Source organism: Clostridium grantii DSM 8605 (assembly GCF_900129965.1).
Classification (GTDB): Bacteria; Bacillota; Clostridia; order Clostridiales; family Clostridiaceae; genus Clostridium_AF; species Clostridium_AF grantii.
Genome location: NZ_FQXM01000021.1, coordinates 1 through 13648 on the forward strand (window position 1 = coordinate 1; position 13648 = coordinate 13648).

The 13648-nt window shown below is 31.2% G+C and carries 12 protein-coding genes and 1 pseudogene; 12 read left to right on the forward strand and 1 reads right to left on the reverse strand.

Annotated features, from left to right (window positions below; translation table 11 throughout):
• Positions 1-453: pseudogene (locus tag BUB83_RS15445) on the reverse strand (ATP-binding protein); the annotation flags it as partial.
• 705 nt (positions 454-1158) lie between these two features.
• Between BUB83_RS15445 and BUB83_RS15455 the strand changes: the two are divergent.
• The 12 genes from BUB83_RS15455 (at position 1159) to ltrA (ending at position 13625) form a co-directional block, all read left to right on the forward strand.
• Positions 1159-2202, forward strand: a complete 1044-nt coding sequence (locus BUB83_RS15455) for an AAA family ATPase (protein WP_073339470.1) — start codon at positions 1159-1161, stop codon at positions 2200-2202.
• Between the two features lie 9 nt (positions 2203-2211).
• The gene (locus BUB83_RS15460; protein ID WP_073339471.1) at positions 2212-2727 is read left to right on the forward strand and encodes a hypothetical protein; all 516 of its coding nucleotides are present in this window, start codon (positions 2212-2214) and stop codon (positions 2725-2727) included.
• Positions 2728-2926: 199 nt separating this feature from the next.
• Positions 2927-4216, forward strand: a complete 1290-nt coding sequence (locus BUB83_RS15465) for a hypothetical protein (protein ID WP_073339473.1) — start codon at positions 2927-2929, stop codon at positions 4214-4216.
• Between the two features lie 359 nt (positions 4217-4575).
• Positions 4576-4830, forward strand: coding sequence for a DUF3791 domain-containing protein (locus BUB83_RS15470; protein ID WP_073339475.1), 255 nt, complete (start codon positions 4576-4578; stop codon positions 4828-4830).
• 5 nt (positions 4831-4835) lie between these two features.
• On the forward strand, positions 4836-5270 hold the full coding sequence (locus BUB83_RS15475; protein ID WP_242950697.1) for a DUF3990 domain-containing protein: 435 nt from the start codon (positions 4836-4838) through the stop codon (positions 5268-5270).
• Between the two features lie 30 nt (positions 5271-5300).
• On the forward strand, positions 5301-5531 hold the full coding sequence (locus BUB83_RS15480) for a hypothetical protein (protein WP_073339478.1): 231 nt from the start codon (positions 5301-5303) through the stop codon (positions 5529-5531).
• Positions 5532-5650: 119 nt separating this feature from the next.
• Complete coding sequence (locus BUB83_RS15485) at positions 5651-6205, forward strand: transposase (protein ID WP_073339480.1); 555 nt, start codon at positions 5651-5653, stop codon at positions 6203-6205.
• 288 nt (positions 6206-6493) lie between these two features.
• Complete coding sequence (locus tag BUB83_RS15490; protein ID WP_242950695.1) at positions 6494-7333, forward strand: phosphorylase family protein; 840 nt, start codon at positions 6494-6496, stop codon at positions 7331-7333.
• 947 nt (positions 7334-8280) lie between these two features.
• On the forward strand, positions 8281-8604 hold the full coding sequence (locus tag BUB83_RS15495; protein WP_073339568.1) for a nucleotidyltransferase domain-containing protein: 324 nt from the start codon (positions 8281-8283) through the stop codon (positions 8602-8604).
• The gene (locus tag BUB83_RS15500; protein WP_073339482.1) at positions 8597-8980 is read left to right on the forward strand and encodes a HEPN domain-containing protein; all 384 of its coding nucleotides are present in this window, start codon (positions 8597-8599) and stop codon (positions 8978-8980) included. The genes BUB83_RS15495 and BUB83_RS15500 overlap by 8 nt, the downstream gene beginning before the upstream one ends.
• A gap of 453 nt (positions 8981-9433) precedes the next feature.
• The gene (locus BUB83_RS15505; RefSeq protein ID WP_073339484.1) at positions 9434-10444 is read left to right on the forward strand and encodes an Rpn family recombination-promoting nuclease/putative transposase; all 1011 of its coding nucleotides are present in this window, start codon (positions 9434-9436) and stop codon (positions 10442-10444) included.
• A gap of 1717 nt (positions 10445-12161) precedes the next feature.
• Positions 12162-13625 (forward strand): group II intron reverse transcriptase/maturase, encoded by a 1464-nt coding sequence (gene ltrA, locus BUB83_RS15510; RefSeq protein ID WP_073339485.1) that lies wholly within the window; start codon positions 12162-12164, stop codon positions 13623-13625.
• Positions 13626-13648: the final 23 nt, after the last annotated feature.

Genomic DNA, 13648 nt, shown 5'->3' on the forward strand with positions numbered 1-13648 from the left:
TCTGTTAAAAGTTAAGTTAGTTGTTATGATAAGGGAGCTTTTTTCATATCTTTGTCGGATTAATTGAAAAAATATGCTCTCTTTCTCTTTGTCCATTTTTAAATAACCTAGTTCGTCAATTATCAATAAATTTACTTTAGATAATTTAATTAACCTTTGCTTTAAGGTGCCTTCGACTCTAGCATTATGCAAATCATCCATGAGATCAATTGCATTTACAAAGAGTACTGTTTTGCCATGTTCACAAGCTTTAAGTCCTAACGCTTGGACAAGATGACTTTTACCAACACCTGGCGGTCCAATAAAAATAATATTTTCTTTTTTATCCATGAAACTTAAGGTAGCCAAATCTTGAACTTTACCCTGGTTTATATTGTCTGGATAGCTAAAATCAAAATCATCCATTGTCTTAAGGTCATTGAAACGGGCATTTTTAGCAAACTCACTCAGGCGAGCCTTCTTTCGTTATGACACCTGACCCTTGGGTAAATATACCAATAAAACGAAATGTACTGAATTATTAATTATTATAGAATGTAATTGAATATTTAAATGGAAGGAGCCAATGGCTCCTTTTTAGTACTAATTGATTTATAATATTTTCTTTAGTTTCTCACAACTTTACCTTGATAGAAAGCTCAACAGAAAGGCTTCTCTAGTACTCAGGAGAAGTAGTGAGCCTTTGAGGCTCACTTGCTGACATAAAAAAATTAAAAACGGATTTCATTGAGACCATACCTAAAAATATGGTTTATATTAAGAAAATAGGCTATAATTATATATAACAATATATTATAAATATCATCATTTTAAAAAAGTTAAGGAGCAATAATTAATGAAGAAGGAAATTAATAACATTCACGATAAAAGTTATAGCAACAAAAACTGTTCCAGTTTTTGTAAGGGGTCAGGTAACTTACAAAAATTGCAAATAAAATGAACAGTTTTTGCTCCTAACAAGCAAAAGAACTTTGTAATGTTATAGAAAAAATAGATTTAATGAAAAAAGCTATTCTTGCTAGAGCCTTTCGTGGGGAATTGGGGACTAATGACCCTGAGGAAGAAAGTGCTTTGGAGTTGTTGAAGGAAGTATTGATGGAGAAGAATTGATTATATAAATGAAAAATAATCATAGTAAATAAATGGAGGTGTTTATAAATGGGTATTGATAATATACGCCTAAAAAATATTACAGTTTTTGAAGAGTTAAAAATGGATTTTTCTAAAGGCATTAATGTTATTATAGGAGAAAACGGAACGGGTAAAACAACTTTACTAAAGATGATATATGCTGCCTGCGAGTGGAGTAATGAAACTACAGATAAAAACAAAGCTAAAAATATTTTTAACTATTTTAATTATGGAAAAAAAGATATAAATTTATTAAAAAGTTATGAGAGAAAAGATGATTATTCAGTTTTGGAAGTGATAAGTGAAAATACTAAATTTGAACTTAGTTTATCAAATGATGGTATATTTCAATTAGATAAATGGCTTGAGTTAGGTATAAAATCAATTTTTATACCTACAACTGAGATGTTATCACATTCTAAAGGGTTTTTAGCTATGAATCAAAAATATTCAATGCCATTTGATGCCACACAGATTGATATTATAGTAAATGCAGAGCTTCCAGAAACAAGAGAGGTATCAGAGTTAAATCAAAAATTATTAGATTTGATTTCAAAAGTAATTGATGGAGAAGTTATCTATGAAAATGATACTTTTTATGTAGTAAAGAATAATGGCATGAAGGTAGAGTTTTCTTTTGAAGCAGAAGGGTTAAGAAAATTTGGACTTTTATGGAAATTAATTAGAAATGGTTTAATAGAAGAAGATACAATACTATTTTGGGATGAACCAGAGGCAAATATTAATCCGGAATTAATGCCAGTATTAATTGATGTGTTATTAGAACTACAAAGAAACGGTATTCAAATATTTATTGCTACTCATAGTTATAATCTTGCAAAATATTTTGAAATAAAAAGAACAGAAAAAGACAGTGTATTATTTCATAATTTATATAGAGAGAAAACAACTTTACAAAGAAAAGATAATGATGAAGAAAAGATATTAGCTTCTTTTGAAAATAAAGGTGTTAAAGCCCAAAGTAGTGAGTATTTCGGAAAAATAACCAATAATCCAATAATTGTAGCAGATGCTAAATTGTTTGATGAAGTTATAGAAAAGACCTTTTAGGAGAATTTTATGATAAATAGATTATTGATAGATGAAAATAAACAGTATTGGTTTGATTTTTCCAAAGTAGAGTCGGTATGGGAAATGCATGAGATTAGTAATAAAATTAATTTAAGTGATGTGGATTTTATTGCTAAAACAGGCAAAGAAATATTATTTATAGAATATAAAAATGCTAATATTAAAGATGCAAGTAAACCTAATGAGTTATATGAAGGTTTGAAAAGTGATAAAAGAATGAATCAACTTGTGAAAAAATATTATGATAGTTTATTAGTGTTTTGGGCTTTTCATAATAAAAGTGAATTACCTATAAGGTATATTTTCTTAGTGGAAGGACCACTAATTGATGCAGATTTTAGAAGAAGAATAAAACTTAATTTAATGAATAGATTACCATTTAAGTTAGAGAATAAAGATGATACAAAAAAATTCATTTCATCACTTGAAGTATATGATTTAGAGGAGTTTAAAAATAATATACCTAATATTGTTATTACACCGGTGGTTGAACAGCAGCCATAGTGTATAAAGAAATTTACCACCATAGGATAAATGTTAGCAAGTTCGTCGGCAAAGCCTCCTTACTAGTGCACCGGTGCTGCTAGTGAGGAGGTGCAACTGACGAACTTGCTTCGTGGTGGTTCTGCTTTAGAGGAGTTTAGATGGAATGAAGTTGTAATATACCAGTATTACTAAAACATAGTTGGGTCAGGAGGTCGACATGGCAGATTGGATTATTACTTGTAATATAAATAAATATGATGTAGATGGTGCATTTAAAAAGTTAGACAAGCTGAACTGGAAGCAGAGCACTAATATAGAAATAGGGGATACAGTTTATATCTATGTTGGCGCTCCTGTCCAGGCTATTAGATATAAGTGTTTAGCCACTAAGCTTAATTTAGAAGAGACAGAAATAGTAGATTTAGAATTTGTTATCGATGGATCTAATTATGTAGAATATGGACGTTACATGGAACTTAAGTTAATTGAAACTTATAAAAATCCACTCCTAAATAGGGATATGCTAATGGAAAATGGGCTTAAGAAAGTTCAAGGGCCATCAAGAGTGAATGAAGAATTGGCTGCTTATATTTTGGCATCTACAGAAAGTATAGGAAGCTCCAAGATAAGAAAAGTAAATCCAACCGTTAGCCCTGTACCTGAAGATTCTGAGATAGAAATTTTGTTATCAGGACAGTTAGATGAGGTTATAGATGTTTTGATTAAGCAGTTTATTCAAAACATACCAAAGGTACAATCAAATGAGCAGAAATTAGAGGCATTAAGGGTCAAATTTGTTGAGGATTATAAGATACAAAATATTATTAATATGAAAAAGGAAGATTACGTTGTTGGTCTTGGACGCAAAGATACCTTTTGTTATAGAATTGAAAATGAGTTACAGGGGCTTGGTAATATCCATGGTGCGACTTCTGCTAAGTTTGGATTATACTATGGGAAAAGTGGTGAAGATACTGAGGAAAAGTATCGTAACACTAAGAAATATGGAGAAGATCCGCAGCAGGCATTTGAGAAGATTAAAGAAGAAATTGTTATGCTATTAATAGCAGGACAAAATAAGGACCTTAATGCAATTAGATCATCTGCTTTACCACCATTATTTAGAGGTAAGATTTTGTCTATATACTTTCCAGAAGATTATCTGTGTATATTTGCAGATGATCATTTGGAGTATTTTATGATGAAGCTTGGAATTGATATGAATTCAGAAGAGGATACCATTGATAAACAATGTAAGCTTCTTCAATGGAAGGCCTCTAGACATGAGATAAAAGATTGGAATACACATTTATTCAGTAATTTTTTATACACGTCCTTTGGCAGGCCATTTGAAGAAAATAAGAAATTAAAAGATTTACAAGAGGAAAGAGACAAAAATTATCCAAGTGATTATGTAAGCAAGCTAGGGATCAATATAGCAACAAAAATTGCTCATTTCATTTACAATTTTTGTAAGGGGCCTGACCTCTTACAAAAACTGGAATAGTTTGTTTTGCTCATAAACGAGCAAAACAAATCATTCGCATCATTCATAATTTTGTTTTTTTATATATAAATGAAACCATTAATTTCTTAGAGAAGAATTTGTACGTTTATTCAAATTAAGGATATAGAACCTTGGAGTATACCCTATTTGAAAGAAACATTATTCTTTTCTATATAGTATAAAGATAAAATTAATTCTCTTTTTTTATTAAGAATGATATAATTTAATGATAAAGGGATTTTAGTTCAACTATTAATTTATACATATCCAAAACTAGTTGTTACATCTAGATTTTGAACAAGTATAAATTAAGTTTCACATTGAATTCCCTATAAAATACTTTTTTAGAAGGTGATTTAATGAGCAAAGAAGAACAAAATAAAATAGATTATATGGTAGTCTGTGTTAATGAATTTGCAGATAGATTTTTTTTGAATTATAAAGATGCTTTCAATTATTTACACAAATATAATGCAATAAAATTTCTTGATGAGAATTATGAAATAGAACATACATTAAGTATAGATGATGCAATAGATGATATTATGATGATTGCAGAGAAAAATGGAGGACATTTAATAAGAAGTTATACCATGGCTCTAATACAATCATAAAGAATATAGATTTAGAAAAATGTAGACCATACAAAGATTTTGGGAAAGGATTTTATTGTACCGGCATAAAAGAGCAAGCTTATTTAATGGATAAAAGGGTTGCTAGAATTTATGGTGGAGATCCATATATAAATGAATTTGATTTTAATGAGAGTAGTTATAAATCCAATGATTTAAATGTAAAAATATTTGAAAGTCCTACAAAAGAATGGGCAACTTTTGTATTAAATAACAGAGATAGAAAATTCTCAAATACTAGTAGCTTAAATTGTAATAATGATAATAAATATGATTTAGTCGTTGGCCCTGTTGCTGATGATGATTTAGCTTTACTATTTAGAACATTTAAAAGAGGATTAATCGATATTGACATATTAGTTAAAGAAATGAAATATAAAAAAGTTTCAAGTCAATACTCATTTCACACTGAGAATCATTGAAATATCTTAAATTAGTTGGAGGTAAATAATATGGATATAAAAAAAGAACTAATTGAAGGTATAATCCAAGAAATAATAAAATTTCTATGTGAAGATAAGGACTATGATATAGAAAAATCAATGGATATCGTATATAATTCTCAAATATTTGTTAAGTTATCAGATGTTGAAACAGGATTATATATTGAAAGTCCAAGTTATGTATATGAATTATTGAAGGATGAATTACATGATGGTGTTATCATTCAAAAAGAACAATAGTTTGCAACCAAAGCTTTCTCGCAAGGGTAACTGTGACTTGGGCAAAAATGGTATATAAGTTTTAAAATTAGTCAAAACTCATAGTTAATAATAAATAACTAGAGTGGAGAAGTGAAGATATGCCTAAAAAGAAATTAATTTGGTATCCAGGTGCAATGTATCATGTGACAAGTAGAGGTAATAGAAGAAATGATATATTTAAAGAAGAGCAAGATTATATAGTTTATTTAGATAACATAAAGGAAGCAGTAAAATATTATGATAATAATTATAAAATAATTAGTTATTGTCTTATGACTAATCATGTTCATATACAAATAAAAACTAATGATAAGCATCTATGGTACTTAATAAGTAGAGTCAATAAAAGTTACGCTAGAAATTTTAATAATAAGTATAACTATGTTGGTCATCTTTTTCAGTCAAGGTATAATGCTGAATTAATAGAAGAAGATAGCTATGTTTTAGAAGCTAGCAAATACATTCATTTAAATCCGGTGAGAGCTAATATGGTTAGTAATCCTCAGGAGTATAAATGGAGTAGTTATAATATGTATATTGGTAAGGAAAAAGAAAAATTAGTGAATAGCGAGTATATATTATCATATTTTAAAAATAAAGATAGAGAGTTGTATAAAAAATATATTGAAAGTTCAATATCAAGCTCAACCTAAAACAAGCTCGTCGGAGGAGCATTCTCGCAAGGGTAACCGTGACTTGGTAAAAAAAGCAAGTACAATAATAAAAGAGTCTGTTTCTTGAGAGTGAGGAGCAACAGAGATTGTTCGCTTTACCAATCACTGTAAAGTCACAGTTACCTTACAAAAACTGGGACAGTTTTTGTAGCTATTGTAGAAAAAAATTATGTATAAATATGAGAACTCTGTTATAATTTACATATGAGTTGATTCGAAATTGTAAGACTAAGTGAATTAGGATAAGGGTAGATATGGAGAGATATTATGGAGTATACAAAAAAAGGATATTCAATGGAATACCGAGAGTTATTAGCAGGTATAGAGCGTTTTGGATCAACACCAGAAGATATGTGTCAACAAGCAATTGGTATAACGATAGATAAAATAAAGGAACGTGTGATTATTGCACCATGGTGGGAACCTGATGTTTTTATAAATTTGGGAAATGAAATAATATTTTTAAGTGATTCCTATGATTCAGCCGTTAAAGTATGGAATATTAAGACTGATAATTTTGAAGTTACGTATATTAAAACTGGAATAGGTGCACCAGTACTGACTGATGTTTTATTAGCGTTAGGCTTAACTGCCTGTAAAAGAGTTTTATTTATAGGTTCTGTTGGGGCATTAGATTCTAAAATCGGTATAGGAGACATTGTGATTCCAGAATTTTCAGTATGTGGTGATGGAGTAAGTCGTTATTTAAAAGGTGGGGTACTAAATAAAAATGATGTCTTTGGAGAAAAGACTTATCCAGAAGCCCAGATGTTTCATGCACTAAAAAGTATAACTCAAAAATTTTGTGAACAAAATAATATTAGATGGCATATTGGAAGAAACTTTAGTATAGATACTATTTTCGCTCAATTTGCATACATAGATGAAATTGTTCAAATGGGTTGTAATACTATTGAGATGGAAACTGCTTCCGCTTTTAGGGCGGCTACTATTTCAAATATTTCATTAGGTGCTTTATTCAGTGTTTCAGATAACACAATGTTGAATAAATCATTATATAGTGGAAGAACATTGGATGATATTAAATATAGAAAAAAAGTGCGAAAAAATATTTTCCCCAAAATTATTTTAGAAGCATTGGAATAGAGAGGTAATTGAAACTTTCACATGAACACACAGAATCTAAGTGGATGATTTATAATGATGATATTTCATGTTTAAAATGGGATGGAAATATAGGGATTTCAGTTCAACTATTAATTTATACATGTCCCATAACTCCTTAATACCTGAGATTTTGGAACAAGTATAAATTAAGTTTCACATTGGATTCCCTATAAGATAGCACTTTGGGAACTTAATAAAAGACTTGGAAAGAAGTTTTAATTATTAACACCAAATTTTCTTAAGTAACGACGTAACAGTAGGATATTATTCAATAATCAATAGATAAAATTCATTGTAGAACATAAAGATATTTAGGATGAACAACGTGGTAAAATTAGAAACTGAAAGATTAAATTTGCTACCTTTACAGGCACACAGTCTCGCTTTATCTGTAGATAGCTATGGAGAAATGGAAACACATTAAATAAGCATAAGAAACTTCATGATAATCTTAAATAACGACTCAACTATATAAAACCGAAAAATCATTTAAAATACCGTATTATTCATAACTGAATTTTACGGTATTTTTGCGTTGCAATACAAATTCCTTTAGCTCATTTTTAGCTACCACAGTTAACCGGAGTAATATAAATCTATTAAAAAGTAAAATAAAGCATAATAGAGAAATTCAAGATTCAACAGAGATTAATAACTCAGAAGGAAATTATCCTTTTACAGTGGAGGACCAATATATAGCTTATGAAATTAAAAAAATGCATTAAATAAACTGAGAAAGAGGTTAGTGAATTTCAGCGGGATGTTGGGATTGTGGTTGATGAGGGTGTGGGGGGTTGTTACGTGGGGGAGGGTGTTTGGTTAAAGGTTTATGAGGAGAATCCAAATAAAAATAGAGTGATTATTAGTCTTGATTATAGTGTATAATATAAGTAAAGGAATATAGTGGAGATTGGTAGGTGAAATTTATGCCATATAATGTGAAGATTGAGTTAGATAATTTATTAAAAGAAATAAATCAAATTTACGATGTAAATTCTATTTATCTGTTTGGATCTTATGCGTATGGAGATCCTAATGAAGATAGTGATTTAGATATATGTGTAGTAACCGATGACAAAAGCAAAAGAAAAATTGAAATCATGAAATTAATAAGAAAATCAATATCTAAAGTGGCAACAATGCCAGTTGATTTATTAGTTTATTATAGTGATGAATTTAATGAAAGAGCTAAATCGGAGTGCACTATGGAACATGAAATTTTACTTCAGGGAGTTAAACTTTATGGATAAAAAAGAGATAGCTAAAGAATGGTTTGAATTTGCAAAAAGAGATTTAGAGTCAGCTAAGTTTTTAATGAGTATGTATCCAAAGCCATTAGAAATTATATGCTATCATTGTGAACAAAGTGCTGAGAAATATATAAAAGGGTATCTTATTGCAATTGGAAACAAAGTTGAAAAGACTCATGATTTAGTATTGCTTAATTCTAAATGTAGAGATATAAACTGTAGTTTTAATGAGATTGAAGATGATTGCATTGAGCTTGTTCCATATGGAGTGCAAGTTAGATATCCATATCAGTTGGAAGTAAATGAAGATGATGTGAATAGTGCTATTAGTAGTGCAGAAAGAATAGAAAAATTTATACAAAAAATATTGAGGTAGTCAACTATGACTACCTTTAATTTTGTTTGTTTTACGGGCACCTAGAAAGGAAGGATTGATTGTGGGTATTTAGCAAGTTCGTCGGCAACCCTCCTCACTAGAGTAACTGTGACTTGTTAAAAAATGGTATTAAAATAAATTTCGTACACTTGATTTTTAAATGATTCCTAAGACATCTACATCAAGAAAATCTTATGTCAATTTTAACTAACCAATGAATAATAAAAAAATACATTTACGCTCCAGTAAAACAAAAAAACTCCTTTAATTATTCGTTATAATTCAAATAATTAAAGGAGTTTTTAGCAGCGGAGATTGTTCGTATCTAGCAAAACAAAATTGTGGTTTTATTACAATTTTGTTTTGCTCTCAGGTTATTAAAAAGAATTGTGTAATTGTATTTAAATTTGGTATAATATAAAGTGAAAAACTTACAAAAGGATGTGAGCACTTTTGGCTAAAAAGCACGACTTCGACGCAGCCTGGAAAACCATATTAGAAGCTTTTGAAGTAGAAATAGTAGAATTACTTTTTCCAGAATTATTTGATGAGATAAATTGGGAACTAGGCACAGAATCCTTAGATAAAGAATTACAAGAAATTCAAAAGGAAATTTTTGATAAGGATAGTAGTGAAAGAATAATATCAGATAAAATTATAAAGGTTAGGCTAAAGGATAAAGGGAGTAAAATACTATTTATACATGTGGAAGTGCAAAGTTATAGTAGTGGATACAAAATTTTCGGAGAGAGAATGTTTAGGTATTTCTATAGGATTTGGGATAAGTTCAGATATAAATACGAAGATACATCAGAAATAGTAGCAGCGGCTATATACACATATAAAGGGGAACGTGGAAAAGACAAACGATATATATATAGATTGCCAGAGATAGAAAGAGATATACTTGTGTATAATTTTAAAACTATTGACGTAGAAAAAATCAAACTTGAAAATATAAATGATGATAATCCGTTAAAATTAGTATTCAAAATGGCTCAAAGATTACTTGAAATAGGCGTTACTGATGAAGAAAAATATAAAACTAAAATAGAGCTAGCAGAAGAATTAAAAAATTATCATAAAGTAAAAAACAATGAACAAATAAGAGCGTTGGTAGATTTCTTAGAGTACTTATTTTTAATTGAAGATCCAGATTTAGAAAGTAAATATGAAGAATATAAAAAATTAAATGGGGGTGTATTTAAGTTGACAATTGATGATATAAGGAAAATACACTATGAGCAAAAAGGTAGAGAAGAAGGTAGAGAAGAAGGTAGAGAAGAGGGGGCAATTTTAGCAAGAAGAGAAGATATTTTAGAGAACTTAAATGAGATAGGCCGGGTTAATGATGACATAATTAAAATGGTAAATGAAGAGAGTGATATTGAAACTTTAAGAAAGTGGTTAAAAGTTTCTATAGTAGCAGAGAATTTACAGGACTTTATAGATAAAATAAAATAGTTTCACTAGAATCCAGCAAAAGTGGGAGTTAGCATGCAAAATATTCCAGGTTTAGCCAGGACCACAGGGATGTAATATTTTCCAGGAACAAGCTATTTTAGCAAGTTCGTCGGCAACCCTCCTCACTAGAGTAACTGTGACTTGTTAAAAAATGGTATTAAAATAAATTTCGTACACTTGATTTTTAAATGATTCCTAAGACATCTACATCAAGAAAATCTTATGTGAATTTTAACTAACCAATGAATAATAAAAAAATACATTTACGCTCCAGTAAAACAAAAAAACTCCTTTAATTATTCGTTATAATTCAAATAATTAAAGGAGTTTTTAGCAGCAGAGATTGTTCGTATCAATACCAATCTCTGTAAGGTCACAGCTACCTTACAAAAACTGGAACAGTTTTTGTTGCTATTAATGCTGATGGAATAGTTGGAACTCCAGGAGAATTATTATCTTGTAATATGTTTGCGTATTGTGGCAATAATCGTGTGCCTAGAATAAAGCACTCATAACTAACCGGGGTAGGACCGGTAGTAAGAAAAGGTAGTACTTACTTAGCTAGGATGGAGGCATGGAAAGAAATTGAAATGTCTAAGCCTATCGACAAAAATCTGGGTAAGCCAGGTGAGCAACTTAGAAGGCTGTAATGAGAATGAACATATATGTAGCCTCGTAATAGCAACAAAAATTGCTCATTTTATTTACAATTTTTGTAATAGGTCTGACCGTGCGCCAAGATAGGGCACAATGTATAACGGGTGGGAATCCCGTATGGTAAAGCTTAACCAGCAGCCATTAGCGAGTCTTGAGTTGGTTGGGGCGACCCAAAGGGCTAAGCGTAGATAGTAAACATGTGGGCCATAAGCCGAATGAGGTTGAAGCTGAAAGCTCCGAAATCCCAAACGATAAGGTCGATATGTTGGTCTGTATAGAAGACAGTACTAAATTATTCAACATGGTGAGAATGGTTTAGCTTATCCGGAGTCGTGGGGCATGGCACGCATGATATTGTTACATTGTGTTAACTTGGGAGAACTCAACTATTCTCATGAAAATGAGTATGAAGGACAAGTTTAAAATTCGAGGAATTCAAAAGATAGTTGAGTAGTCGGACTACATCATATTGTGCGACTTGAAAGTTGCAATTAGAATTGTACATGAGTACTACCACATCCATCCCGTGGTATTCCTACCGATAAGTGCCTAGTAAGTAATGAATGGTGCAAAGCAATCGGAACAATGCGAAAACAATAGTATTCACAACTATTCTATTGCTAGGAAAAGATGTGCATGGTTAACAAATGTGAATTGCCGTAAGAGCCGTCAGTAATAAAAGGTGAAATGTGAATGATACACCTTAACCAAAATGGTACGAGGTCAGGGACACAGTAATTAGTATGGTACTGTGTTGGGAAGGACAGAGAACCTCCGGTTTATAGGCAGAACCTAAACACATCATAATTATTTTAATTGCGGAACAAGGTAAACCTTATGTGCTCCTGAGCAGGTAGGCAAATCGCAAGAGATGCACAATGCACAGAAGGTAGAGGATACTGGAAAAAGCGAAAGTCTTAGTGTAATGCTGAGGATAGGGATTCAAAATTTGTCTCACTTGAAAGAGGGCAGACTTCCAGTGCGTATCAATTACATGAAAGATAAGGAATCTATGAATACATCAGGTTCAAAGACACGAAAGTGAGGACAATGTAGACGTATGGAAATTAGATGGAGTCAAATAGACTGGAATCAAGCAGAAGAATACATTAATAGACTACAAATCAGGATTGTAAAGGCAACATTGGAGAATAAATGGAGATTGATTAAAAGACTTCAGTATTTATTGACTCACTCATTCTACGCAAAAGCAATAGCTGTAAAAAGAGTGGTGACAAACAAAGGAAAGAACACACCAGGAATTGATGGTGTATTATGGAAAACTGATGGGGAGAAGATAGCAGCAATACAAAAACTTGAGGTAAGTTCGTACCATGCAAGCCCTCTTAAAAGAATATATATTGAGAAGTTTGGAAAGAAAGAAAAACGACCACTTGGTATACCAAATATCAAAGATAGGGCTATGCAAGCACTACAGCTAGTGGCTTTAGAACCAGTGGCTGAAACTACAGCTGATCGGATATCCTTTGGTTTTCGTCGGTACAGGAGTCCAGTGGAAGCACGAGAGTATGGATTTAGAATACTCAGTTGGAAGCATTCCCCACAATGGATATTAGAAGGTGACATAAAAAGTTGTTTTGACAAAATCAGCCATGAATGGATGATGGAAAACATTCCAACTGATAAAAGAATATTGAAAGAATTCATGAAGTGTGGATATGTATATGATAGACAATTATTTCCTACCAATGAAGGTTCGCCGCAAGGTGGGGTCATCTCACCAACTTTTGCGAATATGACATTGGACGGATTGGAACCGATGATATTGGCTAAATATTGGGCTAACAAAAAAGGAGTCATCAATGTAAGACACAATAGTCATAAAGTGCACGTAGTGCGTTTTGCTGATGACTTTGTGGTAACGGCAAATAGTAAAGAAGCGCTTGAAGATATCAAAGATATGATTATTGAATTTCTTGGACACCGAGGATTAGAACTTTCTGCGGAAAAGACAGTCATAACGCATATCAATGATGGATTCGACTTCTTAGGCTGGAACTTCCGCAAGTTCAATGGGAAACTGATTATCAAACCATCAACTAAATCCATCAATAAAGTAACTAGAACTATAAGTGAGTTAATCCGTAACAGTAAAACTGTTCCACAGGAACAACTAATATATAGGATTAATGAGATAACTAAAGGGTGGGCCAACTATCATCACTCAGTATGTTCAAAAAGCACATTTGCACTCATGGACAATAGGATATGGGAAATGTTGTGGAGATGGGCGAAGAGAAGGCATCCGAATAAAAGTAAGCACTGGATTAAAGAAAAATATTGGAAAGAACACAAAGGCAGAAAATGGTGCTTTAGAACGGATGAAAATATACTTTTTCTAATGTGTGATATGCCTATAGTTAGAATCAATCAGATTTCACTGAATAAAAATCCATTCTTAGATAAAGGTTATTTTGAAGAACGTGCAAAAAAGAATAGATATAATCGAAAAAAAGCCATTTATTCCAATCGAGCTGCACAAATAGGATACTATGTGTTATAGATACGTGAGCGGAATGCGGTGAA

Excerpts from the sequence above, each read along its gene's own strand:
- BUB83_RS15460 (WP_073339471.1), top strand. The coding sequence starts at position 2,212 with ATGATAAATAGATTATTGATAGATGAAAATAAACAGTATTGGTTTGAT.
- BUB83_RS15455 (WP_073339470.1), top strand. The coding sequence starts at position 1,159 with ATGGGTATTGATAATATACGCCTAAAAAATATTACAGTTTTTGAAGAG.
- BUB83_RS15490 (WP_242950695.1), top strand. The coding sequence starts at position 6,494 with ATGGAGTATACAAAAAAAGGATATTCAATGGAATACCGAGAGTTATTA.
- ltrA (WP_073339485.1), top strand. The coding sequence starts at position 12,162 with ATGGAAATTAGATGGAGTCAAATAGACTGGAATCAAGCAGAAGAATAC.
- BUB83_RS15500 (WP_073339482.1), top strand. The coding sequence starts at position 8,597 with ATGGATAAAAAAGAGATAGCTAAAGAATGGTTTGAATTTGCAAAAAGA.
- BUB83_RS15480 (WP_073339478.1), top strand. The coding sequence starts at position 5,301 with ATGGATATAAAAAAAGAACTAATTGAAGGTATAATCCAAGAAATAATA.
- BUB83_RS15495 (WP_073339568.1), top strand. The coding sequence starts at position 8,281 with ATGCCATATAATGTGAAGATTGAGTTAGATAATTTATTAAAAGAAATA.
- BUB83_RS15470 (WP_073339475.1), top strand. The coding sequence starts at position 4,576 with ATGAGCAAAGAAGAACAAAATAAAATAGATTATATGGTAGTCTGTGTT.
- BUB83_RS15485 (WP_073339480.1), top strand. The coding sequence starts at position 5,651 with ATGCCTAAAAAGAAATTAATTTGGTATCCAGGTGCAATGTATCATGTG.
- BUB83_RS15465 (WP_073339473.1), top strand. The coding sequence starts at position 2,927 with ATGGCAGATTGGATTATTACTTGTAATATAAATAAATATGATGTAGAT.